This window comes from Candidatus Pantoea gossypiicola, assembly GCF_008632075.1.
GTDB classification, from domain to species: Bacteria; Pseudomonadota; Gammaproteobacteria; order Enterobacterales; family Enterobacteriaceae; genus Pantoea; species Pantoea gossypiicola.
Map to the genome: position 1 here is coordinate 1 of NZ_VWVM01000025.1, position 23,172 is coordinate 23,172.

A 23,172-nucleotide genomic window follows, 5' to 3' on the forward strand; every position below is an offset into this window, starting at 1 on the left:
TCATGTTGAATTTCCTTATCAGTTGTGGGGACAACAGATGAGGAGTTTGACATGGGCAGGTCTTTACAGGCAGAGCCAGAACCGAGGCGATAACCACGTCCATAGGACGTGGTTTTAAGTTGGCAATAAAAAAGGGCGATTGCTCGCCCTCTCCGGTTTATTTTCGACGCCAGCTGGAGCCCTGTGGTCCATCCTCGACGATGACCCCCAGCGCGTTAAGCTTGTCACGCGCGATGTCCGCTTCCGCCCAGGCTTTGGCTGCCCGCGCATCGGCACGGGCCTTCACCCAATGTTCGATCTCGGCAACCTCTTCGTCATTCACCTGCGCGCCGCTTTGCAGAAACAGCTCAGGATCCTGCTGCAGGATGCCCAGCACGTTAGCCATCTCGCGCAGCTTCGACGCCAGACCATGTGCTGACGCGCCGTCCTCACTTTTCAGGCGGTTCACTTCACGCGCCATATCGAACAGCACTGAATAGGCTTCCGGGGTGTTGAAATCATCATCCATCGCACTGCGGAAACGCGCTTCAAACGCTTCGCCGCCGTGCGCTGGCACGCTGCTGTCGGTGTGACGCAGCGCGGTATAGAGACGTTCCAGCGCCGCACGCGCCTGATTCAGATTATCTTCGCCGTAGTTAAGCTGGCTGCGATAGTGACCGGACATCAGGAAGTAACGCACGGTCTCCGCATCATAATGTTGCAGCACGTCTCGCACGGTGAAGAAGTTGCCGAGCGATTTCGACATCTTTTCGCGGTCTACCATCACCATGCCGGAGTGCATCCAGTAGTTAACGTACGGACCGTCATGAGCGCAGCTCGACTGGGCGATTTCGTTTTCATGGTGCGGGAACATCAGGTCTGAACCACCGCCGTGGATATCGAAATGGGTGCCCAGCTGTTTGCAGTTCATCGCCGAGCACTCGATGTGCCAGCCAGGACGGCCGTTGCCCCACGGTGATGACCAGGCGGGCTCATCCGCTTTGGACATCTTCCACAGCACGAAGTCCATGGGATTGCGCTTCACGTCGGCGACTTCAACGCGTGCGCCCGCCTGCAGCTGCTCCAGATCCTGACGCGACAGCGCGCCATAATCGGTGTCGCTCAGCACATCAAACATTACGTCACCGTTGTCTGCCACATAGGCATGACCGCGAGCGATCAGCGTTTCCACCAGCTCGATGATTTCTGCGATGTGGCGGGTGGCGCGCGGTTCCTCGTCAGGTGGCAGAATGCCCAGCGCAGCGAAGTCGTTGTGCATCTCGCCAATCATACGGTTGGTCAGCGTTTCGATGCTCTCGCCGTTTTCATTGGCGCGTTTGATGATTTTGTCATCAATATCGGTGATGTTACGTACATAGTTAAGCTGATAACCGAGGTAACGCAGATAGCGCGCCACCACGTCAAACGCCACGAACGTCCGCCCATGACCAATGTGACAGAGGTCATACACCGTGATGCCGCAAACATACATCCCGATTTTACCGGCATGAATGGGTTTGAATTCCTCTTTCTGTCGACTCAGGGTGTTATAAATCTTAAGCATTGAACGGTTCCGTTTTCGCGTGTGGTTGGCTTTTTTAAGTATCCAGACATTGTGCCGTATTTTTATCGCTCGCGCGACGCAAAGCAAGCCAACTGCGCCGTGCTGCTGACGCGTCATTGGAAATTATGATATAAGAACGGTCGACTAAAAGGGGTACGCCAGTTAACAGCGCGATCCCGGCAACTGATCACAACCTTTACAGGACAACAAAAATGGTAACTTTCCAGACGAACCATGGCGATATCGTAATCAAAACTTTCGATGATAAAGCGCCGGCAACCGTACAGAACTTCCTGGATTACTGCCGTGAAGGTTTTTACGACAACACCATTTTCCACCGCGTCATCAACGGCTTTATGATTCAGGGCGGCGGCTTCGAGCCGGGCATGAAGCAGAAAGCAACCAAAGATGAAATCCAGAACGAAGCGAACAACGGTCTGAAGAACACCAAAGGTACGCTGGCAATGGCACGTACCTCTGCGCCGCACTCTGCTACCGCGCAGTTTTTCATCAACGTGGCTGACAACGACTTCCTGAACTTCCGTGACGAAAGCGTTCAGGGCTGGGGCTACTGTGTATTCGCAGAAGTGGTTGAAGGCATGGACGTGGTCGAGAAGATCAAAGCCGTTTCTACCGGCCGCAGCGGCATGCACCAGGATGTGCCAAAAGATGACGTCGTTATCCAGAAAGTGACCGTCAGCGAGTAATGTCCCGCACGCTGTTTATCGCAGATCTCCATCTGTGTCAGGAAGAACCGGCGATTACCGCCGGTTTTCTGCATTTTTTACAGCGCGAAGCGCCCCACTGCGACGCGCTCTATATTCTCGGCGATCTGTTTGAAGCCTGGATTGGTGACGACGATCCCAATCCACTGCATCAGCAGATTGCCAGTGCCCTGCGCGCCCTGCCGGTTCCCGTCTGCTTTATTCATGGCAACCGCGACTTCCTGATTGGCCGACGCTTTGCGCGCGCCAGCGGCATGACGCTGCTGCCCGAAGAAAAGGTGCTGACGCTGTATGGTCATCGACTGCTGATCATGCACGGCGATACGCTCTGTACGGACGATGCGGGTTATCTGCGCTTTCGCGCCAAAGTGCACAATCCGTGGATCCAGCGACTCTTCCTGGCGCTGCCACTATGGATACGTAAACGCATTGCCGCCCGGATGCGCGCCGACAGCAAACAGGCTAACCAGCACAAATCTCAGACCATTATGGATGTGAATCAGGATGCTGTGGCCGCGGCGATGCTGTGCCAGCAGGTGCCGCTGCTGATCCACGGCCACACCCATCGCCCGGCAATCCATACGCTGAGCCTGCAGGGTGAAATGGCGCAACGCGCGGTGCTGGGTGCCTGGCACAGCCGTGGCTCGATGATTCAGCTCGACGCCAGCGGCATTCAGCTTATCGAGTTCGACTTCTGATCGCCGGTTAAATCCACGACATCTGGCCGACGCAACCGTTTTCCTTGCGTCGTTGTCATGCTATTCTCGGTGCCCTTCAAAACCTGTCCGCCCGGCCAGGTCTGTTTGTTTATTCACAGGAGTTGACCGCATGTCATCCAACGCCCCGGCCCGCATCGCCATTGTTATGGGTTCCAGAAGTGACTGGGCCACCATGCAGTTCGCCGCTGAAATCCTCACCAGCCTGGACGTCCCTTTTCATGTTGAAGTGGTCTCTGCGCACCGCACCCCGGATAAACTGTTCAGCTTCGCCGAAACGGCAGCAGACAACGGTTATCAGGTGATTATTGCTGGCGCAGGTGGCGCGGCGCATCTGCCGGGAATGCTGGCAGCAAAAACCCTGGTGCCGGTGCTGGGTGTGCCGGTGCAGAGTGCGGCACTGAGCGGTGTCGATAGCCTCTATTCGATTGTGCAGATGCCGCGCGGTATTCCGGTCGGTACGCTGGCAATTGGTAAAGCGGGTGCAGCTAATGCCGCCCTGCTGGCCGCGCAGATTCTGGCGCTGCATGACAGCGCGCTGGCGTCACGTCTGAATACCTGGCGTCAGAGTCAGACCGATGAGGTGCTGAACCATCCCGATCCGCGGGTGGATGCATGAAGCCGGTCTGCATACTGGGCAACGGCCAGTTAGGTCGTATGCTGCGTCAGGCGGGTGAACCGCTGGGTATTGCGGTCTATCCGGTGGGTCTGGACGCCGACCCTGCCGCGCTTCCTATCGCCGACAGCGTGATCACCGCCGAAATCGAGCGCTGGCCGGAAACGGCGCTGACGCGGGAACTGGCGAGCCATCCGGCTTTTGTTAATCGTGATATTTTCCCACGTCTGGCCGATCGCCTGACGCAGAAACAGCTGCTGGATCAGCTGGGACTGGCCACCGCGCCGTGGCAGTGGCTGGCGGACAAGAGCGAATGGCCAGCGGTGTTTGATTCACTGGGCGAGCTGGCAATTGTGAAAAGCCGCACGGGGGGGTATGACGGACGGGGTCAGTGGCGTCTGCGTGCTGATGAAACGCACCAGCTGCCGGATGCGTGCTATGGCGAATGTATCGTTGAGCAGGGCATCAACTTTTCCGGGGAAGTGTCACTGGTCGGCGCGCGCGGTCACGATGGCAACGTCGTGTTCTATCCGCTGACGCATAACCTGCATCAGGACGGCATTCTGCGCACCAGCGTGGCACTGCCGCAGGCGGATCCGGCACAGCAGCAGCAGGCCGAAACGATGCTGAGCGCGATCATGCAGGTGTTGAATTACGTGGGCGTGATGGCGATGGAGTGTTTCGTGACGCCTGCCGGGTTGCTGATCAATGAATTAGCACCGCGTGTGCACAACAGTGGTCACTGGACGCAGAACGGTGCGTCGATCAGCCAGTTTGAGCTGCATCTGCGCGCCATTCTTGGGCTGGCATTGCCGCAGCCGGTGGTGTTTGCGCCGTCGGTGATGGTCAATCTGATCGGCACTGCCGTGAATCTCAGCTGGCTGCAACAGCCGCTGGTGCATCTGCACTGGTATGACAAAGAGGTGCGTCCGGGTCGTAAGGTGGGTCACCTCAATCTGACCGACAGCGATGCAGAGCGGCTGAAAGCGGCGCTGAATGCGCTGGTCCCTCAGCTACCGGAAGAATACGCCAGCGGCATCGCCTGGGCCGTTGAAAAGCTGTAGTTTCCCGTAACCCGCTTGCGGATTACGGGTGCGGTCTGAATGAAGGTCAAAGGCGGCCTGGTGCCGCCTTATTTCAGCCCTGCTTTACGCCGCATCAAACTTCCTGAACAGCGCCTTTCCTTTCAGTAACCGGATCCCCAGCCAGCCGCCGCACAGCGACAGCAGCAGCGCGCCACACAACGGCAACGCCAGCCACAGTGTCCAGTCCGGCTGCCAGGGGAAGTCGAAAATCTTCGTCTGTAATCCCCACAGCGCCGCCTCCGCGCCTATAGCCGCCGCCACACCTGAAACCACGCCGAGCAGCGCAAACTCGCACCACAGCGTGGTGCGCAGCAGGCGTTTACCGGCACCCAGCGTGCGATAGACCACCAACTCCTGCCGGCGCTGGCGCATCCCGACCTGAATCTGCGCCAGCAGCAGCAACACACCGCAGGCCGTGACCAGCACCACCATGATCTCCAGCGCCTGGCTGACCTGCGTCAGTACCTGACCGATCTGCCGCATAATGCTGCCGATATCCAGCAGACTCAGCGTGGGAAAGGCGCGGTTCAGCTGCGCCAGCAGAGCAGGATTGGCCTCCATGCGGAAGCTGGTGAGCCAGGTCTGGGGCTGGCTGTCGAGCGCGCCCGGCGGGAAGATAAAGAAGAAGTTCGGCTTCAGACTTTCCCAGTCCACTTTACGCAGGCTGGTAATACGGGCGCTGAACGTCTGCGTATCGCCGTCGAACGTCAGGGTATCGCCGAGCTTCAGCCCCAGACGCTCCGCCAGTTCCACCTCCATCGACACTTCACCGGCCTTCGGCGGCCAGCTGCCAGCTACCAGCGGGTTGTGATCCGGGCGGTCCGCCAGCTCTGTCAGGTTAAGCTCGCGGTTAAGGGCATTATCCAGTTTCGGATCGGCCGGTTTACCGTTGAGTTCGCTAAGCCGCACCCGCGCAATCGGATAGAAAGTTTCGGGCTTAATCTGGTGCGCTTGCAGGAAATCGCGCACCTGCGGCACCTGATCCGCCGTCATGTTGAGCAGGAAGAAGTTCGGGCTGTCTGCCGGTAACTGCTGCTGCCAGCGATCCAGCAGATCGCCACGCATCACCAGCAGCAGCGCCAGCAGCATAAACGACAGGGAAAAGGCCGCGAGCTGGCTCAGCGTCATACCGGGCTGGCGCAGTAGCCGGTTGATCGCCAGTCGCAGCGCCAGATTACGCACCACCAGCCGACGCAGCAGCAACAGGGTTCCCCAGCCGAGTAACGCCAGTAATGCTGCCAGCACCACCACACCCGCCAGCAGCGCCCAGAGCATTTTACTGCCACCGACCAGCAGCGCTAACAGCGTGACGACCACCGCGATCATTACCGGAATATAAAATTTCAGTGGCCAGAGATTTGCCACTGCATCGCGCCGCAGTACGCGCAGCGGCTGGGTTGCCAGCAGCAGACGATAGGGACGCAGCCCCACCAGCAGCGAAATCACAAACAGCGATCCCACTGCCCAGATCCACGGCCAGACGCTGGCCGCCGGTAAGCTGGCGGGCAATACGGGTTTCAGCATCGCCATCAGGATCGCTTCCACGCCCTGCCCCACAACGCCTCCGGCAATCGCCGCCAGCAGCAACACCGCCAGCCACTGACCGATGATCAAACGCTGCAACGCGCCCTGCGTCGCGCCCAGGGTTTTCAGCACCGCAACCAGATCGTAGCGGCTGCGGCAATAATGACTCATGGCGACCGCCACGGCCGCAATTGCCAGCATCAGCGTCAGTAAGGCCGAGAGCAGCAGGAACTGCTGCGCGCGCTGCATCGAACGGCCCAGCGCATCTTCCGAGTTCTCCACGCTGATCCAGCGCTGGTCCGCTTTCAGTTGCGGTTCAATCCAGCGGTCATAGCGGGCCAGTTGCTCAGAATTACCGGAGAATTTATAGCGCCAGGTAATACGGCTGCCAGGCTGAATCGCACCGGTTTTGCCAGCATCCGCCAGATTGATCAGCAGACGTGGTGCCATCTCAAAGGGGTTAAAGCCGCCATCCGGCTCCTGAATGACCTCTCCGCTGATGCGCAGCTGGGTATCGCCGACTTCCAGCGTATCGCCCACATTCAGGTTCAGCAGCGCCATCAGGCGCGGTGCCGCCAGCGCGGTGCCTGCCTGCGGTCTCAGCCCCGGCGGCTGCGTCTGCAGCGTGCCAAACATCGGGTAGCGGTCATCTACCGCTTTGACGGAGGCGAGCTGCGGTGACTGATCCGCAAAGGTCATGGTCATGAAGGTGAGCTGAGAACTGACCGTCAGGCCGGTTTCCCGCGCCTTTTCCAGCCAGGCTTCGGGCGCAGCATCAGTGCTGCGCAACGTGCGGTCACCGGCCATAAAATCACGGCTCTGCTGATTCAGCCCTTTTTCCATGCGATCGCTGATTGATCCCAGCGCCAGCACGCAGGCCACCGCCAGCGTCAGGGCCAGCCAGACAATCAGCAGCGAGGGCGAACGCCACTCGCGCCAGAACCAGCGCCAGATCATTGCTCCTCCCACAATTTTCCGTCGCGCAGCCGCAGACGACGATCGCAGCGCGCCGCCAGTTGCTCGTCATGCGTCACCAGAATCAGCGTGGTGGCGAAGTCGCGATTAAGGGAAAAGAGCAAATCGGCGATGCGATCACCGGTTTTGCGGTCAAGGTTGCCAGTTGGCTCATCGGCAAACAGCAGACCCGGACGACCACTGAAGGCGCGGGCCAGCGCGACACGCTGCTGTTCGCCGCCTGACAGCTGAGCGGGCAGATGATGCAGACGTTCACCCAGCCCGAGCAGCGACAAAAGTTCCCGTGCCTGTTCGCGGCTCTGGCGGTCGCTGTCGCCGCGCAGGAGTGATGGCAGCTGGACGTTCTCCAGCGCATTCAGGGTCGGCACCAGCATGAATGACTGAAACACAAAGCCGACCTGCCGGGCACGCAGGGCCGCACGCTGCTCTTCGTTCATCTGGTGCAGCGGCTGCCCCAGCAGATGAACTTCGCCGCTGCTGCCATCGTCCAGCCCGGCCAGGATTCCCAGCAGGGTTGACTTGCCGGAGCCGGACTCGCCAATCAGCGCAATGGTCTCGGCTGGTTTGACAACCAACTCAACTCCGGTAAGGATGGTTAACTGATGCTCTCCCTGACCGACGGACTTAATAAGATGATGAACTTCAACAATGTTTTCCGCTGGCATTATCCCTTCCTGTTATTGATTCTTCTGATGGTGTCGCGTCTTGCTGCTGCAGATACCCTGATGGTGCTGGGCGACAGCCTGAGTGCAGGCTATCGGATGTCTGCCACCGCCGCCTGGCCCAGCCTGCTCGATAAGCAGTGGCAGCAGAAACCGAAAGTGGTCAACGCCAGCATCAGCGGCGATACTGCCGCACAGGGACTGGCGCGTCTGCCTGCGCTATTAAAACAGCATCAGCCGCAATGGGTGTTAATCGAACTGGGCGGTAACGATGGTCTGCGCGGTTTTCCGCCTGACGCTATCGCGCAGAATCTGAGTAAAGTGATCGACGATGTCAAAGCCGCCAATGCAAAGCCGCTGCTGATGCAGATCCGCCTGCCCGCCAACTATGGCCGCCGCTACACCGAGGCGTTCAGCGGCATCTATCCTGGCCTGGCACAGCAGCATGATATTCCTCTGGTGCCCTTTTTCATGGAGCAGGTCTATCTGAAACCCGAGTGGATGCAACAGGATGGCATTCATCCCAGTCCTGATGCTCAGCCGTTTATCGCCGGATTAATGGCAAAAGAACTGGCCCCCTTAGTTAAGCAGCCGTAGCGCGTCCGGATGCGCAAAAAGGGTAAAGAAATGCAAAAAACCATTCTGATTACAGGTTGTTCCAGCGGTATTGGCCTGGTCGCCGCGCACGATCTGCTGGCGCGGGGTTATCGTGTAATCGCCGCCTGCCGAAAAGCCGACGATGTCGCCCGCATGAACACGCTGGGTTATACGGGCATCCAGCTCGATCTCGACGATCCGCAGAGTGTCGATCGGGCAGCGGATGCGGTGCTCGCGCTCTGCGATAACCGTCTGGCTGCACTGTTTAACAATGCCGGTTTTGGTCTGTATGGCCCGCTGCACACACTCTCACGTCAGCAGCTGGAGCAGCAGTTTTCCAGCAACTTTTTCGGCGTCCATCAGCTGACGCTCAGGCTGTTACCGGCGCTGCAGGCCAGCGGCGATGGACGCATTGTTAATACCAGCTCGGTGCTGGGCCTGATCTCCACGCCTGGCCGGGGTGCCTATGCCGCCAGTAAATATGCGCTGGAAGCCTGGAGCGATGCGCTGCGTCTCGAAGTACGTAATAGCGGCATCCGGGTCAGCCTGATTGAACCCGGCCCGATTGAGACCCGCTTTACCGACAATGTGACGCAGGGGGAACAGCATAACCCGGTGCGTAACCCGGGTATCGCGGCACGCTTTACCCTGCCAGCGGAAGCCATTCTGCCTAAACTTCGTCACGCACTCGAGAGTAAACATCCACGTTTGCGCTATCCGGTGACGCTGGTCGCACACGTCATGAGCCTGCTGAAACGGTTACTGCCAGGCTGGATGCTGGATCGCATTTTGCGCAGCCATTAATCAGCCATGCGCAATAGCGCTTGAAGCCGGGCCGGTTGGCCCCATATTCTTAGAACACTTTTTGCAAAGAGACTTCTCCATGTCACCACACGCTTCTATCATCGACATCAACGAATCTAACCTGCAGCAGACCCTTGAGCAGTCGATGCAGCTGCCGGTGCTGTTCTACTTCTGGTCTGAGCGCAGCCAGCACTGTCAGGAGCTGACACCTGTGCTTGAGCGTCTGGCACAGGAGTACGCGGGTCAGTTTATTCTCGCAAAACTCGATTGCGACAAAGAGCAAAGGGTGGCGTCGCAGTTTGGTCTGCGTTCAATCCCGACCGTCTACCTGTTCCAGGATGGTCAGCCGGTTGATGGCTTCCAGGGACCGCAGCCGGAAGAGGCGATCCGCGCCCTGCTGGAAAAAGTCCTGCCGCGTGAAGAAGAGCTGAAAGCGCAGCAGGCGATGGCGCTGATGCAGGAAGATAAACCGCTGGAGGCGCTGCCGCTGTTAAAAGATGCGTGGCAGCTAAGCAACCAGTCCAGTGAGATCGGTTTCCTGCTGGCAGACGTGCTGATTACCCTTAACCGCAGCGATGAAGCGGAAGCGGTACTGAAAGTCGTCCCCCTGCAGGATCAGGATACCCGCTATCAGAGCCTGATGGCGCAGATCGATCTGCTGAAACAGGCTGCGGATACGCCGGAAATTCAACAGCTGCAATCCGAGCTGGAAGCGGACCCGACTAACGCCGGACTGGCTGCTAAACTCTCGTTACAGCTGCATCAGGTGGGTCGAAATGAAGAAGCACTGGAACTGCTGTTCAGCTTCCTGAAATCCGATCTTAATGCCGCTGATGGCCAGGCGCGTAAGATGCTGCAGGAGATTCTGGCGGCGCTGGGAACCGGTGATGCACTGGCTGCGCGTTATCGTCGCCAGCTCTATTCCCTGCTGTACTAACAGCACACCCACGGGCCGAAGCGACTCGGCCCGTTAATCTGACAATGCGGAGGTTGTATGATAACTGTCATTCCTGCCCTGATTATTCTGGCGCTGGTGGCGGTCTGGGCGACCGTCAAGATCGTGCCACAAGGTTTTCAATGGACGGTTGAGCGCTTCGGCCGTTATACCCGCACGCTACAGCCAGGGTTAAGCCTGGTGGTGCCATTCATGGATCGAATTGGTCGCAAGATCAACATGATGGAACAGGTACTGGATATTCCCTCGCAGGAAATCATCTCCAAAGACAACGCCAACGTCACCATCGACGCGGTCTGCTTTATTCAGGTCGTGGATCCGGCGCGTGCCGCCTATGAAGTCAGCAATCTTGAGCAGGCGATTCTGAACCTCACGATGACCAATATGCGTACCGTGCTGGGCAGCATGGAGCTGGACGAAATGCTGTCACAGCGCGACAGCATCAACACCCGCCTGCTGCATATCGTGGATGAAGCGACCAATCCGTGGGGCGTTAAGATCACCCGCATCGAGATTCGCGATGTGCGTCCGCCACAGGAGCTGGTTGGCGCGATGAATGCCCAGATGAAAGCAGAGCGAACCAAGCGCGCCGATATTCTGACGGCTGAAGGGGTACGACAGGCGGCTATCCTGCGCGCTGAAGGGGAGAAGCAGTCGCAGATCCTCAAAGCGGAGGGTGAACGTACCTCTGCGTTCCTGCAGGCAGAAGCCCGTGAACGTCAGGCTGAAGCGGAAGCTAACGCCACTAAAATGGTCTCGGAAGCGATTGCTGCGGGTGATATTCAGGCTATCAACTACTTCGTGGCGCAAAAGTACACCGATGCGCTGCAAAAAATCGGTGAAGGCACTAACAGCAAAGTCGTAATGATGCCGCTGGAAGCGAGCAGTCTGCTGGGGTCGATTGCGGGCATCGGCGAATTGCTGAAGGAATCGCGTACCGAGTCGAAACGCTGATGCTGATGGAAATCATCGCGCATCCGCACTGGTTCTGGCTGACGCTGGGTGGATTACTGCTGGCGGCTGAGATGCTGGGCACCAGCGGTTATCTGCTATGGAGCGGGCTGGCAGCAGTTATTGTCGGCATCTTTGAGTGGCTGGTGCCGGTGAGCTGGACGACACAGGGGTCACTCTTTGCCGTGCTGACGCTGGTCTGCGTCTTTCTCTGGTATTGCTGGATGCGACATCGTGAAACGCGTCAGACGCCCAATGCGCTGAACCAGCGCGGCAGCCAGATGATCGGGTTGCAGCTGACGCTGGATACCGCGCTGCATAACCGCACCGGACACGTGCGCATCGGGGACAGCAGCTGGCGGGTTGAGGCGGATGAGGATCTGCCTGCCGGCACGCCGGTCGTCGTGGTCGGCATTGAGGGGATTACGCTGCGAATTCAGCCACGCTGACCGCAGCACCCGGCCAGATTATTGATAATCGGGCACTCTGCGCTCTCATCACCCGGACAGGCAGCCGCCAGCGCCAGCAGACGAGCGCGCATGGCATGCAGCTCTTCAATGTGCGCCGCAATTTCATCGGCTTTCTGCAGAGTGCGCGCTTTTACATCGGCACTGTGTCGCGACGGATTATTAAACAGTGCCACCAGTTCGCGGCACTCATCCAGCGTGAAGCCCACCTGCCGCGCCTGACGTAACAGGTTCAGTTCATCCAGATGGTGACCGTCATAATGGCGGTAACCATTTTCACTGCGCAACGGCGGTGTCACCACCCCTTTCTCTTCGTAGAAACGAATCGCCTTGCTGGTCAGCCCGGTCTTTTTCGCCACATCACTGATGTTCATTTTCGTCCCCTTGACCTTCCCCTTGATGGAAGGTTTATGCTTAAGCATGAATCGAAACTGGCCAATCGGTCAAATGGGATTACACGAGGAGTTGATAATGTCACACACCATTTCTCTGGCACTGGACGGCTTGTCCTGCGGCCACTGTGTCAAACGCGTCAAAGAGGCACTGGAACAGCGCGACGATGTTGACCAGGCCGAGGTGTCCCAACAGGAGGCGCAGGTCTCAGGTCACGCGGATGCGTCTGCACTGATCGCCACTGTTGAGCAGGCGGGCTATCACGCGACGCTGAAAACGGCGGACGCGTTCCCAAAGTCTGAACCGTTGACAGCATCGGAGCCGCCGCCGGAGGCGCTGACAACGGAGACCCCTTCTCATCCGGCAGAAAAAACATTACCTGCCCATATGCTGCTGATTGAAGGCATGACCTGCGCCAGCTGTGTAAGTCGGGTGGAAAAAGCGCTGCAGCAGGTCGCAGGCGTCAGCCAGGCGCGGGTCAATCTCGGCGAGCGCAGTGCGCTGGTGCTGGGCGATGCTGACCCGCAGCAGCTGGTGGCTGCCGTTGATGCCGCGGGTTATGGCGCGCAGGTGGTGGATGACGAGCAGGAGCGTCGCGAAAAGCAGCAAGACAGCGCCCGCAGTGCGATGCGGCGTTTCAGCTGGCAGGCGGCTGTCGCGTTAGCCTTTGGCGTGCCGCTGATGATCTGGGGCATGGCGGGCGATAACATGATGCTCACCGACCATAACCACGGCATCTGGCTGACGCTGGGCGTCGTGACCCTGCTGATCATGGTCGTGACCGGCAGTCACTTTTATCGCAGCGCCTGGCGCAGTTTACGTAATGGCAGCGCCACCATGGATACGCTGGTGGCACTCGGCACCGGCACAGCCTGGATTTACTCCTTTAGCGTGGTGCTGTGGCCCGACTTTTTCCCGCCGCAGGCGCGCCATCTCTATTTCGAAGCCAGCGTGATGATCCTGGGCCTGATCAATCTGGGGCATGCCCTGGAACAGCGGGCGCGTCAGCGATCGTCTAAGGCACTGGAACGACTGCTTGATCTGACGCCAGCTCAGGCGAAGCTGGTCAACCCCCATGGCGACCGGCTGATCGCGGTCAGCGACGTCCAGCCCGGTATGACGCTGCGGCTGGTCACCGGCGATCGGGTGCCGGTCGATGGCGAAATCGCCACGGGTGAAGCCTGGTTTGATGAAGCGATGCTCACCGGCGAAGCGGTGCCGCAAAGCAAAAGTCCGGGTGCGGCGATCTTCGCCGGCACCCTGGTGCAGGATGGCGCGGTAGAATTTATCGCCCGGGCGACCGGCAATCACACCACCCTGTCGCGCATTATCCGGCTGGTGCGTCAGGCGCAAAGCAGCAAACCCGATGTGGGACGCCTGGCCGATCGCATCTCCGCCGTATTTGTCCCGGTAGTGGTGTTGATTGCGCTGATCAGCGGCGCGGTGTGGTATCTGTTCGGGCCGCAGCCGCAGATTGCCTACATGCTGGTGATCGCGACAACCGTACTGATTATCGCCTGCCCCTGTGCGCTGGGCCTGGCGACGCCGATGTCGATTATTGCCGGTGTTGGCCGCGCCGCCGAGCTGGGCGTACTGGTCCGCGACGCCGATGCCCTGCAGCGCGCCAGCCAGATCGACACGCTGGTGTTTGATAAAACCGGCACCCTGACGGCCGGAAAGCCGCAAATCAGTGAGGTGCTGGTCTGGGGTAACGCCAGCCGTGAATCGGTTTTAGCGACTGCGGCGGCGCTGGAGTTCGCCTCGGGTCATCCGCTGGCGAAAGCGATTGTCGCCGAAGCGGAACTGACGCAGCCAGCGTCGTTAGCGCAATTTCGTACAATACGCGGCAAAGGGGTCAGCGGTAGTCTGGATGGCAGAGCGCTGCTGCTGGGTAACGCGGCGCTGTTGCAGGATAACGGCGTCGACTACCGGGCGGCAGAAGCAGAGATTATGCGCCTGACGCAACAGGGGGCCACGCCGGTGCTACTGGCAGAACAGGGTCAGCTCACCGGGCTTATCGCGCTGCGCGATCGGCTGAGACCAGAAAGTATCGACGCCCTTGACCGGCTGCATCAGCAGGGTTATCGCCTGATTATGCTGACCGGCGACCATGAAAATACCGCACGCGCCATCGCCGCCGAAACCGGCATTGATGAAGTGATTGCAGGCGTATTGCCTGAAGGCAAAGCAGCAGCCATTGAACAGTTACAGCAGCAGGGGCGTCGCGTCGCGATGGTCGGTGATGGCATCAATGACGCACCCGCGCTGGCGCAGGCGGATGTGGGCATTGCCATGGGTGGCGGCAGCGATGTGGCGGTAGAAACTGCGGGAATCACGCTGATGCGCGCCGACCTCAACAGCGTGGCAGACGCGTTAGCGCTCTCTTCCGCGACGCTGCGCAATATCCGGCAGAACCTGTTTGGCGCATTTATCTATAACAGTATCGGTATTCCGGTAGCCGCGGGCGTGCTTTATCCGCTGACCGGCACCCTGCTCAGCCCGATTGTGGCAGGTGCGGCGATGGCGCTCTCCTCCATTACCGTGGTCAGCAATGCGAACCGCCTGCTGCGTTACCGACCGCCGCGCCAGTAATCGTCCTCTCAGCGCTGTTTTTCGCTCTCTGAAGTCGCTAGCATGGGGTTTTGAATCGCAAAGGATCGGGAATGACAGGCAACATCTGGCGCTCACTGCGCGGCTTTATCAGCCAGCTTTTTCCCGCCAGTTACCGCTGGCCTGCGATAGATATCCGGCTTGGCAATCGCCAGCTGCATCTGGTGGGCAGCATCCACATGGGAACACGCGACATGCAGCCGTTGCCAGGCCGTCTGCTGCGTCAGTTGCAGCAGGCGGACGCGCTGATTGTGGAGGCGGATATTACGCAGGGTGGCTCACCCTTTGACCATTACGGCGATCGTCCTCCGCTCTCAGTACGGCTGAAGGGCAGCGCGATGCAAACGCTCACCGCACTGTGTCAGGAGATGAGTCTCACGCTTAGCCTGCTGGATAATCTGCCCGCCTGGCAGGTGGCGCTGATGTTACAGGCACAACAGGCACAGAGGCTGGGATTACGACCAGACTACGGCATCGATTATCAGCTGTTGCAGGCAGCGAAAGACCTGAACAAACCCGTGATTGAACTGGAAGGCGCAGATGCACAGATCGCCTTACTCACCGCGCTGCCGGATGATGGCATGGCGCTGTTACAGGATACGCTGCTGCACTGGCACACAAATGCGCGACTGCTGCAGATGATGGTGAGCTGGTGGCTTGATACGCCGCCACGCCAGCCGGAAATCACCCTGCCCGCCACCTTTAGTCAGGCGCTGAATGATACATTGATCGGTCAGCGTAATGCGCAGTGGTGTGACAAGCTGCAGGGGTTAGCGGCGGGCAACTATGTGGTCGCGGTGGGCGCTTTGCATCTTTACGGCGAAGATAATCTGCCTGAGATGCTGAAGAAGCCCTGAAAAAAAGAGAGCCGATAAGTTTATCGGCCCGTCAAAGAGGAATTTGTTTATGATTTTGGTTATCGCTCAGCAATCAGATTGCTGGCGCGCGCCCAATTTTACGCAAAGAACAAAATTTCGCCACCTTTTTCCATAATTCTGCGCAATAAGATTTTTCTTAGTAAGGAACCTGTATGACGCCCGCCGTAAAATTGCTGGAAAAACAAAAGGTCAGCTTTACGCTGCATCCTTATGAGCATGACAGTAACGAAACCCATTTTGGTGACGAAGCGGTTCGCAAGCTTAATCTTGATGCACGCCAGGTCTATAAAACGCTGCTGGTGGCGCTGAATGGTGAGGCGAAACAGCTGGCGGTAGCGATTACGCCAGTATCGACACAGCTCGATCTGAAAAAGGTGGCAAAAGCGCTGGGCGCGAAGAAAGCGGATATGGCCGATCCGCAGCTGGCACAGCGTGTTACCGGCTATCTGGTGGGCGGTATCAGTCCGCTGGGGCAGAAAAAACGGCTGCCCACGGTAATTGATGACTCTGCCAGCGCATTTGACGCCATGTTTATCTCTGGCGGCAAACGGGGCCTGGATATTGAACTGGCACCTCAGGATCTTTCACGCCTGCTGGACGCGCCGTTTGCGGATATCGCCCGCCACGATTAAACGCGCGGCTGGGCGCACAGCTGATCGATCATCCAGCGGCCCGCCGGACCGGGCGGCGTTCGTCGTGACCAGACGACTTCAACGGCGATATGCTGTGGCCAGCCCGACATCGACAACTCTTTCAGCACGCCATGCCCAAACTGTTTCACCAGCCAGCGTGGCAGAATCGTCCAGCCAAATCCCTGCTCCGCCATCTCCAGCAGCAGTAAATAGGTAGGCGCTGACCAGATGCGACCCATCGGGGCGGGTTCATGCGCCTCAACCCAGGTGTTAAGCCGCAGATGTCGCACGCCTTCCAGTTCGCTTTCGCTCAGGGTATCAGGCTGTGCCAGCGGATGATCGCGATGTAAAAAGACCGCCATCTGCGCCTCAACCTGCAGCCGCGCCACTGCAATATCTACCGGCAGATTGGGCTGCGCCCGCACGACACCCAGATGTACCCGCCCGGCCTGCAGCAGATCAAGGACATCACCATCTTCAGCAATCATCACTTCCAGTTCAATCTCCGGATAACGCGCATCGAATTGCCTGAGCAGATGTTCATGATGATCGGTTTGCCAGAAATCGGACATGGCAAAACTGAGCCGGGGTTCAACGCCCTGCGACAGACGTATCGCCAGCGCATCCAGCCGCTCGCTGGCCGACAGAATCTGCTGGACCTGAGGAACAACGCGGCGTCCCTGTTCGGTAAGGATCGGCTGACGGCCCGTTCGATCAAACAGCGCAAAGCCGAGATCGTCTTCTAAATTTGCCACTGCTGCGCTGATGGTGGACTGACTTTTACCCAGCGCACGCGCGGCCGCCGAAAACGAGCCACTCGCCACGGTCTGCATAAACGCCTCAAGGGATTCTGGGGAGTATCGCATCTGTTCCATCGCTTTTTTCGATAGGTGTTCATTTTATCTTAGCATTCTGACATGTGAAAATGCGCCGCATTAATGAAGGAGAACAAACAATGCGTACCCGCTCACTTAAAGAACGTATTCTTCATGCTGTCTGCTTTGAAACGCTGGCGATTCTGACCGTTTCGCCGCTGGCGGCATGGATCATGAATAAGCCGCTGTTTCAGATGGGATCGCTGGCGATTATGCTCTCTACGGTCGCGATGCTATGGAATATGATTTACAACAGCGGGTTTGATCGGATTTATGCGCCAGGCCAGAAACGCGGTCCGGGCGTGCGCGTGTTACATGCACTGGGATTTGAAGGGGGATTTATCCTGATCGGTCTGCCGATCGCCGCCCTGATGCTGGATATCTCCCTGTGGGAAGCTTTCCTGGTCGAAGTGGCCTTTTTCCTCTTCTTCCTGCCCTTCACCATGGCTTACAACTGGGGATGGGACAAACTGCGCGAGCGCTGGATCAGACGTCACCCCTGCCGGACATGAGAAAAACGGGAGGCGCAAGCGCCTCCCGGTGAGTTCAATGCGTAGCGGCTGTTTCGTTCCCCCACGGCCAGATCCACGCCAGAATCATTTTGGGATAGTTACGCTTCCGCGCTTTCTCTGCTGCCTCCTCCCGCGCCCGAATCTGCTCATCGGTCAGATGCACGATCTCACCTTTCGGCTGGTAGTCACTGGCTTTAACCGGTGTATGCGCCTTAATGAAGTCGCGCAGCACCTGCGCATCCACTGCTCCGCTGTTGACGTATCCGGCATGATTATCCAGACGCGGATAGCCGTCGCCGCCCGCCGCATTAAAGCTGTTGGTCGCCATGCGATAATGCTGCGTATCTTCAATCGGTTTGCCGTTAATACTGACATCGCTGACATGCTTACCGTCGGTGGTCAGGCTAATGCCAGCAAACTGGGCGAAGCCGCCTGAGTCAGGCTGAATATTGGCGACCACATTCAGATATTTTTTGATCTCTGCACCAGTCAGGCTGACCGAGACGACCTGGTTGCTGAACGGCTGGACCTGCAACAGATCACGCCAGCTCAGCTTGCCCGCTTTCAGCGAGGTGCGGATTCCGCCACCGCTCATCACTGCAAAATCGGCTTTAGTATGCGCCATCTGGGCGCGCAGAATCAGCTGGCCGAGATTTGTCTGCTTAAACCGAACCTGCTCTTTTTCACCGCTGAAGTCGCCGTCAACGCTGCCGACATTCTGGGTCAGCTTCGCCTCTGCCCGCTTCTGAAACGGCATCAGCAGCTTCATCATCGCGGTATTTTTCGGGATCTCTTCCTGCCAGGTGAGCCAGGTCTCACTGCCATCTGCATTCTTCACCTGATGTTTGAGGTTGACCGGCACCAGCTGATAAGCCTCCAGCGACACCTCTCCATTACGGAAGGTGAAATCGCCACGGCCGACATATTTGCCCCACTTGTCGGCCTGCATAATCCAGACGCCGTTCTGCCGATCGGGTTTGCAGGGCTGGCCAGGCTGATAATTTTTGACGCTGACGTTCTCTTTTTCCATGCAGACCGCATCATGGGAATGCCCACCCACAATCAGATCGATGGTGCCGGCAGGCAGGCTGCGGGCCAGCGTGACGTCATCGATACCGTTGCTGCCGTGCTTACCGTCGTCATAGTGGCCAAGGTGGGTCAGCGCGACAATCACGTCCGGCTTCTCCGCGGCACGCAGTTCAGCAACCGCCTTCACCGTTTCTGCGACAGGATCGCGGAACTCGGTATCTGTCAGCCCAGCCGGATTAGCCAGTTTTGCGGTGTCCGGGGTAATTAACCCGACGACAGCGATTTTAAGCCCGAGACGGTTGAATACCGCCCAGGGTTTAAACAGGCGCTGATCGGTACCTTTCTGATAAACGTTGGCGGCGAGCAGCGGGAATCGTGCCCACTTCTCCTGCTTGCGCACAACCGCAATCGGCTTGTCGAACTCATGATTGCCCAGCGCCATCGCGTCATAGCCAATCAGGTTCATCGCGCGAAAATCGGGTTCAGCATCCAGCTCGTCGGACTCCGGCACGCCGGTATTGATATCACCGGCAGAGAGAATCAGTGCGCCGCCGCCTCTGGCCTGGACATCGTAGCGCAGGGTATCCATCAACGTTTTCTGCGCCGCCAGACCATATTCGCCCTGCGCATTAAACCAGAAGTGGCCATGCTCATCGTTAGTGTGCAGCAGGCTGAAACGATAGGTGCGATCGGCCTCGGCGGCCTGTGAAAACAGCGGCATCAGGGCCACCAGTAGCACCACACCTGCCCCTGTCCATTTTGATAACAACACGGTGATTCTCCTTAATTTACTTTCTGGCCCGATTATCTGCCGCTTTGCCCCACTGTGTCGCATATTCCCCCGGCGAACTCAAGGCCAATGCACATCTGCGTGCATGCAGGTGCTTACGCTTTTCGTCTCTGCTCCCCCCTGGCAGGGCAGGAAAGTGGCCGCAGAGTGATCCCCGTGCAACAGCAGGCTAACGTTCCAGCCCGGGTCCGCTTCTACCGACTGAGCGGAAACAGGCAGGAAAGCGTGTTGTTAACCGATTGTTTACTGCTGCAAAAGTGCCGCTGGCAGGCTTTAACCCCTCTGTATGCACATTTCTTCCTTATTCGTGCCAGACCGACGCAATTTACTGATGCGAAGTTTTATTTATCCGGCCCTGTTTAAAGCGTCAAATCAGCCAATATTATGGATAATGGACAAAAACACCCTTTCGATTGTGGTTTTGACTTTTTTTCATGGTTTTTTAAAGTATTCCCGCAAATTGCTCAGCGAAAGAAGTGATTTTGTTTTAAACTCATTTGTTACAAGCGGATACATTTGTATACAAGGAGACAGGCATGCATCACACCACACCGTTGATCACTACCATTGTCGGAGCACTGGTTCTGGCATTTCTCCTTGGGATGCTGGCAAACCGCCTGCGTATCTCGCCCCTCGTCGGTTACCTGATGGCAGGCGTGCTGGCTGGCCCCTTTACCCCCGGCTTTGTCGCAGATACCAATCTGGCCCCTGAATTGGCAGAACTCGGCGTTATCCTGCTGATGTTTGGTGTCGGCCTCCACTTCTCAATGAAAGATCTCATGTCGGTAAAGTCGATCGCCATTCCCGGTGCCATCGCGCAGATCGCCGTCGCGACGTTACTGGGAATGGGATTGTCATGGACGCTGGGATGGTCGTGGATGACCGGCCTGGTGTTTGGTCTCTGCCTCTCTACCGCCAGTACCGTGGTGTTACTGCGCGCGTTAGAGGAGCGACAGCTAATCGATAGCCAGCGCGGGCAGATAGCCATTGGCTGGCTGATTGTTGAAGATCTGGTGATGGTGCTGACGCTGGTGCTGCTGCCTGCGATTGCGGGCATGATGGAACAGGGCAACGCCAGCGCCGGACTGCTGGCCTGGGATCTGCTGTGGACCATTGGAAAAGTGGCTGCCTTTATGGTGCTGATGATGGTGGTGGGACGTCGTGCCGTGCCCTGGATCCTCGCCCGCAGCGCCGCCACCGGCTCTCGAGAATTGTTTACGCTGGCGGTGTTAGCGCTGGCGCTGGGTATCGCATTTGGGGCCGTTGAATTCTTTGATGTTTCGTTTGCATTAGGTGCTTTCTTCGCCGGTATGGTGCTGAATGAGTCGGAACTGAGCCACCGCGCCGCACGGGATACTCTGCCGCTGCGTGATGCCTTTGCCGTACTGTTCTTTGTTTCGGTCGGCATGCTGTTCGACCCGTCGATTCTGGTGACGCAGCCTCTGGCGGTGCTGGGCGCGCTGGTGATTATCGTGGTGGGCAAGTCGGTCGCCGCGTGGCTGCTGGTATCGCTGCTCGGCCATTCGCGTCGTACAGCACTGACCATTTCGGTCAGCCTGGCACAGATTGGTGAGTTCGCCTTTATTCTGGCCGGTCTGGGTATCTCGCTGGGCCTGCTGAGTAATGAGGGCCGCAACCTGGTGCTGGCCGCCGCCATCCTGTCGATTATGCTTAACCCGATTCTGTTTACCCTGCTGGAGCGTTTCCTGGCTAAAACGGAAACCATGGAGGAGCAGACGCTGGAAGAAGCTATCGAAGAAGAGAAACAGATCCCGGTGGATTTCTGCAATCATGCCGTGATTGTGGGCTATGGTCGGGTTGGCAGCCTGATTGGTCAGAAGCTTCTTGAGGCTAATGTGCCACTGGTGGTGGTTGAAAACTCCCGTACCCGGGTCGAAGCGCTGCGCGAACAGGGCATCAAGGCGGTGCTGGGGAATGCGGCCCGCGCGGACACCATGGAACTGGCACGACTCGACTGCGCCCGCTGGCTGTTACTGACCATCCCGAATGGCTATGAAGCGGGTGAAGTAGTGACGGCGGCGCGTGAAAAGCATCAGAATATCGAGATTATCGCCCGTGCCCACTATGACGATGAGGTGGAGTACATCATGGAGCGTGGCGCTTCGCGCGTCGTGATGGGTGAACGTGAGATTGCCAGCAGTATGCTGCAAATCCTGCAGGATGAGATGACGCAGGGCGAAGATTTAAAACCCTGCGACGTCGTGCGCTGATGCGTGTTCAGCAAGATCTCGCAGACTACTGATATATCCAAATCAGGATGAATTTTCCCGCAACGAATAAACTCAATGCGCAGAGAACAGGGGCAGAGGAGGAAAGCGTCCCGCGCCAGGGACGGCTTAAGCGCCTTTCCGATCTGACCGTGTTCTCTAAGCAGGCTCGATCTCACCGCTAAACGAGTCAGACGTTGCCAGTCATCTAAGGCCCTTCTGTTCAGAAGGGCCTTTTTTACGCCCTGTGGCGACCCGCGTTACCGATCCCAGTAAGACTCTTCCAGACTGTCTTCACGCTCCGGCAGGCCGCGGGTTAAACGCGGTGAATGCTGATTCAGCACCTGATAGCTGACGCGGTTAGCATACTTACATACCTGCGCCAGCGACGAATAGGTCAGATAAGGACGCGCATGTTTACTGGAGTTCGGCACATTCAGGCTGTGATAGTTGTTGGCGGTGATGTCATGCAGCAACGCCGCCAGCGCACCATCTCCGGCACCGTTGGTGTTCATGATCTTTTCAGGTCCGCCCATATAAGGCGCGATGTGCGAGAAGACGCGCAGCGGCTGCTGGCAATCCTGCTGACGCATCACGCGGCTGAACTCATACTGGTTGAACTCCGCAATCGCGCCAGGCAACAACGGATGGTTGGTTTTGCGTTTGAACTCATCTTCGGTGTAACCCGCCATATAAAGTCCAATCGGGCCAGCGGTACAGAGCACCAGATCGACCCAGTCCAGCGCCATATTGGAAGCAAGCAGCGGATCGGCTTCGCCGGTCAGCGCCAGCGCTTCCTCCTCGTTCATCGCCACGATGCTGACGTGCTCGCGCAGGAAGTCCCGCCAGAACCCGGGATTGTCGCCAATCACATGTTTGGTGCCGAGCGTCAGCACCACTGGCACGTTATGGCGTTTGGCATACTCTATCGCCTGTAACGTTGCCTGCGGCATCGGCTCACCTTCGGCACAGCGCACCAGATAGGAGGTCAGTACCAGCGCAGACGCCCCGGCAATCACCTCTTCAGGCACATTATCCGGATGCAGCTGATTCATCTGGCCGGGGCTGATCGCGAAAGTTCGCTCGCCATGTTCGCCAATCAGCGTAAAGCAGCGGCCAATAGCGCCATTGACGCCCTGCAGATAGTTGAGATCGACCCGGCTTGAGGTATTGCAGAGGTAGCGATAGGCATAGCCACCAATCTGAATGTTGTTGCACATCACGCCCAGCAGCACGGAACGGTCATCGGCCAGCACTGAGAAGTTGTGCAGCGTGTTACCGATGGTGCCTCCGGCAAACTGATGAGTGATCAGCGCATCGCGCATCAGCTCGTTGTATAACGCTTCCGCGACAGCATTATCGATAACCAGGGAGTGCCCGGCACTCAGACCGTAACGGGCGAGAAAGTCGTCATCGACTTTGGCTTCGATATCCACCAGCGTCTGGTCGATACCCACCACCCAACTGCCTGCATCAACATCGTGTTGAGCGGGCTGTAACAGGGGATCGCGTGCGCTGACGGGAAAGTAGTGTTTGGATTTGCGTTTGCCGGGAAATTTCATCGGGAATGCCGTCTGGAAAAACAGGCGGAGAATGATATCACAC

21 protein-coding genes are annotated in these 23,172 nt (G+C 57.9%); 14 read left to right on the forward strand and 7 right to left on the reverse strand.

Annotation, left to right across the window (positions count from 1 at the left end; translation table 11 throughout):
- Window positions 1-157: 157 nt before the first annotated feature.
- A complete protein-coding gene (gene cysS / locus F3I20_RS21400; RefSeq protein WP_110331480.1) occupies window positions 158-1,543 on the reverse strand; it encodes a cysteine--tRNA ligase in 1,386 nt (461 codons plus the stop codon).
- 212 nt (window positions 1,544-1,755) lie between these two features.
- Here cysS and ppiB point away from each other — a divergent pair, with 212 nt between their 5' ends.
- The 4 genes from ppiB (at window position 1,756) to purK (ending at window position 4,664) form a co-directional block, all read left to right on the forward strand.
- Window positions 1,756-2,250, forward strand: coding sequence for a peptidylprolyl isomerase B (gene ppiB, locus F3I20_RS21405; RefSeq protein WP_013357047.1), 495 nt, complete (start codon window positions 1,756-1,758; stop codon window positions 2,248-2,250).
- Window positions 2,250-2,966, forward strand: a complete 717-nt coding sequence (gene lpxH / locus F3I20_RS21410; protein ID WP_150038596.1) for a UDP-2,3-diacylglucosamine diphosphatase — start codon at window positions 2,250-2,252, stop codon at window positions 2,964-2,966. The genes ppiB and lpxH overlap by 1 nt, the downstream gene beginning before the upstream one ends.
- A 130-nt stretch (window positions 2,967-3,096) precedes the next feature.
- Complete coding sequence (gene purE, locus F3I20_RS21415; RefSeq protein ID WP_150015625.1) at window positions 3,097-3,603, forward strand: 5-(carboxyamino)imidazole ribonucleotide mutase; 507 nt, start codon at window positions 3,097-3,099, stop codon at window positions 3,601-3,603.
- Window positions 3,600-4,664: a 5-(carboxyamino)imidazole ribonucleotide synthase gene (gene purK / locus F3I20_RS21420; protein WP_150038598.1), complete on the forward strand. Its 1,065-nt coding sequence runs from the start codon at window positions 3,600-3,602 to the stop codon at window positions 4,662-4,664. Before purE ends, purK begins: the two co-directional genes overlap by 4 nt.
- Window positions 4,665-4,748: 84 nt before the next feature.
- Here purK and ybbP read toward each other — a convergent pair whose 3' ends face one another.
- Window positions 4,749-7,166, reverse strand: coding sequence for a putative ABC transporter permease subunit YbbP (gene ybbP / locus F3I20_RS21425; protein WP_150038600.1), 2,418 nt, complete (start codon window positions 7,164-7,166; stop codon window positions 4,749-4,751).
- Entirely contained in the window at window positions 7,163-7,849 is a 687-nt protein-coding gene (ybbA, locus tag F3I20_RS21430; RefSeq protein ID WP_150038602.1) for a putative ABC transporter ATP-binding protein YbbA, read from the reverse strand. Before ybbA ends, ybbP begins: the two co-directional genes overlap by 4 nt.
- Here ybbA and tesA point away from each other — a divergent pair.
- The 5 genes from tesA to F3I20_RS21455 all read left to right on the forward strand — a co-directional run bounded on the left by tesA (window position 7,817) and on the right by F3I20_RS21455 (window position 11,602).
- Window positions 7,817-8,443: a multifunctional acyl-CoA thioesterase I/protease I/lysophospholipase L1 gene (tesA, locus tag F3I20_RS21435; RefSeq protein ID WP_150015621.1), complete on the forward strand. Its 627-nt coding sequence runs from the start codon at window positions 7,817-7,819 to the stop codon at window positions 8,441-8,443. The genes ybbA and tesA overlap by 33 nt on opposite strands.
- Before the next feature lie 30 nt (window positions 8,444-8,473).
- Window positions 8,474-9,247 carry an SDR family oxidoreductase gene (locus tag F3I20_RS21440; RefSeq protein WP_150015620.1) on the forward strand — a complete coding sequence of 258 codons (774 nt, stop codon included), beginning with the start codon at window positions 8,474-8,476 and terminating at the stop codon, window positions 9,245-9,247.
- 79 nt (window positions 9,248-9,326) lie between these two features.
- The gene (locus F3I20_RS21445) at window positions 9,327-10,184 is read left to right on the forward strand and encodes a thioredoxin family protein (protein WP_150015619.1); all 858 of its coding nucleotides are present in this window, start codon (window positions 9,327-9,329) and stop codon (window positions 10,182-10,184) included.
- Window positions 10,185-10,241: 57 nt separating this feature from the next.
- Window positions 10,242-11,156: an SPFH domain-containing protein gene (locus tag F3I20_RS21450; RefSeq protein WP_150015618.1), complete on the forward strand. Its 915-nt coding sequence runs from the start codon at window positions 10,242-10,244 to the stop codon at window positions 11,154-11,156.
- A complete protein-coding gene (locus F3I20_RS21455; RefSeq protein WP_150038604.1) occupies window positions 11,156-11,602 on the forward strand; it encodes an NfeD family protein in 447 nt (148 codons plus the stop codon). The genes F3I20_RS21450 and F3I20_RS21455 overlap by 1 nt, the downstream gene beginning before the upstream one ends.
- On the opposite strand, the gene cueR is transcribed toward F3I20_RS21455, so the two are convergent.
- Window positions 11,590-11,994: a Cu(I)-responsive transcriptional regulator gene (cueR, locus tag F3I20_RS21460; RefSeq protein ID WP_150015616.1), complete on the reverse strand. Its 405-nt coding sequence runs from the start codon at window positions 11,992-11,994 to the stop codon at window positions 11,590-11,592. The genes F3I20_RS21455 and cueR overlap by 13 nt on opposite strands.
- 97 nt (window positions 11,995-12,091) lie before the next feature.
- Here cueR and copA point away from each other — a divergent pair, with 97 nt between their 5' ends.
- The 3 genes from copA to ybaK all read left to right on the forward strand — a co-directional run bounded on the left by copA (window position 12,092) and on the right by ybaK (window position 16,133).
- Window positions 12,092-14,605: a copper-exporting P-type ATPase CopA gene (gene copA / locus F3I20_RS21465; RefSeq protein ID WP_150038606.1), complete on the forward strand. Its 2,514-nt coding sequence runs from the start codon at window positions 12,092-12,094 to the stop codon at window positions 14,603-14,605.
- Window positions 14,606-14,676: 71 nt separating this feature from the next.
- Window positions 14,677-15,480, forward strand: a complete 804-nt coding sequence (locus F3I20_RS21470; RefSeq protein WP_150019561.1) for a TraB/GumN family protein — start codon at window positions 14,677-14,679, stop codon at window positions 15,478-15,480.
- A 173-nt stretch (window positions 15,481-15,653) separates the two neighbouring features.
- The gene (gene ybaK / locus F3I20_RS21475; RefSeq protein ID WP_033731793.1) at window positions 15,654-16,133 is read left to right on the forward strand and encodes a Cys-tRNA(Pro)/Cys-tRNA(Cys) deacylase YbaK; all 480 of its coding nucleotides are present in this window, start codon (window positions 15,654-15,656) and stop codon (window positions 16,131-16,133) included.
- Here the strand turns inward: ybaK and F3I20_RS21480 are convergent.
- Complete coding sequence (locus F3I20_RS21480) at window positions 16,130-16,999, reverse strand: LysR family transcriptional regulator (RefSeq protein ID WP_150015560.1); 870 nt, start codon at window positions 16,997-16,999, stop codon at window positions 16,130-16,132. The genes ybaK and F3I20_RS21480 overlap by 4 nt on opposite strands.
- A gap of 89 nt (window positions 17,000-17,088) precedes the next feature.
- Here F3I20_RS21480 and F3I20_RS21485 point away from each other — a divergent pair, with 89 nt between their 5' ends.
- On the forward strand, window positions 17,089-17,520 hold the full coding sequence (locus F3I20_RS21485; RefSeq protein ID WP_150015561.1) for a multidrug/biocide efflux PACE transporter: 432 nt from the start codon (window positions 17,089-17,091) through the stop codon (window positions 17,518-17,520).
- Window positions 17,521-17,554: 34 nt separating this feature from the next.
- Here the strand turns inward: F3I20_RS21485 and ushA are convergent, their stop codons facing one another.
- Window positions 17,555-19,321, reverse strand: a complete 1,767-nt coding sequence (gene ushA, locus F3I20_RS21490; protein WP_150038608.1) for a bifunctional UDP-sugar hydrolase/5'-nucleotidase UshA — start codon at window positions 19,319-19,321, stop codon at window positions 17,555-17,557.
- A gap of 554 nt (window positions 19,322-19,875) precedes the next feature.
- On the opposite strand from ushA, the gene ybaL reads away from it, so the two are divergent.
- Window positions 19,876-21,570: a YbaL family putative K(+) efflux transporter gene (ybaL, locus tag F3I20_RS21495; protein ID WP_150015563.1), complete on the forward strand. Its 1,695-nt coding sequence runs from the start codon at window positions 19,876-19,878 to the stop codon at window positions 21,568-21,570.
- Window positions 21,571-21,827: 257 nt separating this feature from the next.
- Here ybaL and F3I20_RS21500 read toward each other — a convergent pair whose 3' ends face one another.
- Entirely contained in the window at window positions 21,828-23,129 is a 1,302-nt protein-coding gene (locus F3I20_RS21500; RefSeq protein ID WP_150015564.1) for an inosine/guanosine kinase, read from the reverse strand.
- Between the last annotated feature and the right edge of the window lie 43 nt (window positions 23,130-23,172).

What these genes read in the sequence shown, in the direction of transcription:
- cysS (WP_110331480.1), bottom strand. Translation starts at nt 1,543, where the DNA reads ATGCTTAAGATTTATAACACCCTGAGTCGACAGAAAGAGGAATTCAAA.
- ppiB (WP_013357047.1), top strand. Translation starts at nt 1,756, where the DNA reads ATGGTAACTTTCCAGACGAACCATGGCGATATCGTAATCAAAACTTTC.
- lpxH (WP_150038596.1), top strand. Translation starts at nt 2,250, where the DNA reads ATGTCCCGCACGCTGTTTATCGCAGATCTCCATCTGTGTCAGGAAGAA.
- purE (WP_150015625.1), top strand. Translation starts at nt 3,097, where the DNA reads ATGTCATCCAACGCCCCGGCCCGCATCGCCATTGTTATGGGTTCCAGA.
- purK (WP_150038598.1), top strand. Translation starts at nt 3,600, where the DNA reads ATGAAGCCGGTCTGCATACTGGGCAACGGCCAGTTAGGTCGTATGCTG.
- ybbP (WP_150038600.1), bottom strand. Translation starts at nt 7,166, where the DNA reads ATGATCTGGCGCTGGTTCTGGCGCGAGTGGCGTTCGCCCTCGCTGCTG.
- tesA (WP_150015621.1), top strand. Translation starts at nt 7,817, where the DNA reads ATGATGAACTTCAACAATGTTTTCCGCTGGCATTATCCCTTCCTGTTA.
- ybbA (WP_150038602.1), bottom strand. Translation starts at nt 7,849, where the DNA reads ATGCCAGCGGAAAACATTGTTGAAGTTCATCATCTTATTAAGTCCGTC.
- F3I20_RS21440 (WP_150015620.1), top strand. Translation starts at nt 8,474, where the DNA reads ATGCAAAAAACCATTCTGATTACAGGTTGTTCCAGCGGTATTGGCCTG.
- F3I20_RS21445 (WP_150015619.1), top strand. Translation starts at nt 9,327, where the DNA reads ATGTCACCACACGCTTCTATCATCGACATCAACGAATCTAACCTGCAG.
- F3I20_RS21450 (WP_150015618.1), top strand. Translation starts at nt 10,242, where the DNA reads ATGATAACTGTCATTCCTGCCCTGATTATTCTGGCGCTGGTGGCGGTC.
- F3I20_RS21455 (WP_150038604.1), top strand. Translation starts at nt 11,156, where the DNA reads ATGCTGATGGAAATCATCGCGCATCCGCACTGGTTCTGGCTGACGCTG.
- cueR (WP_150015616.1), bottom strand. Translation starts at nt 11,994, where the DNA reads ATGAACATCAGTGATGTGGCGAAAAAGACCGGGCTGACCAGCAAGGCG.
- copA (WP_150038606.1), top strand. Translation starts at nt 12,092, where the DNA reads ATGTCACACACCATTTCTCTGGCACTGGACGGCTTGTCCTGCGGCCAC.
- F3I20_RS21470 (WP_150019561.1), top strand. Translation starts at nt 14,677, where the DNA reads ATGACAGGCAACATCTGGCGCTCACTGCGCGGCTTTATCAGCCAGCTT.
- ybaK (WP_033731793.1), top strand. Translation starts at nt 15,654, where the DNA reads ATGACGCCCGCCGTAAAATTGCTGGAAAAACAAAAGGTCAGCTTTACG.
- F3I20_RS21480 (WP_150015560.1), bottom strand. Translation starts at nt 16,999, where the DNA reads ATGCGATACTCCCCAGAATCCCTTGAGGCGTTTATGCAGACCGTGGCG.
- F3I20_RS21485 (WP_150015561.1), top strand. Translation starts at nt 17,089, where the DNA reads ATGCGTACCCGCTCACTTAAAGAACGTATTCTTCATGCTGTCTGCTTT.
- ybaL (WP_150015563.1), top strand. Translation starts at nt 19,876, where the DNA reads ATGCATCACACCACACCGTTGATCACTACCATTGTCGGAGCACTGGTT.
- F3I20_RS21500 (WP_150015564.1), bottom strand. Translation starts at nt 23,129, where the DNA reads ATGAAATTTCCCGGCAAACGCAAATCCAAACACTACTTTCCCGTCAGC.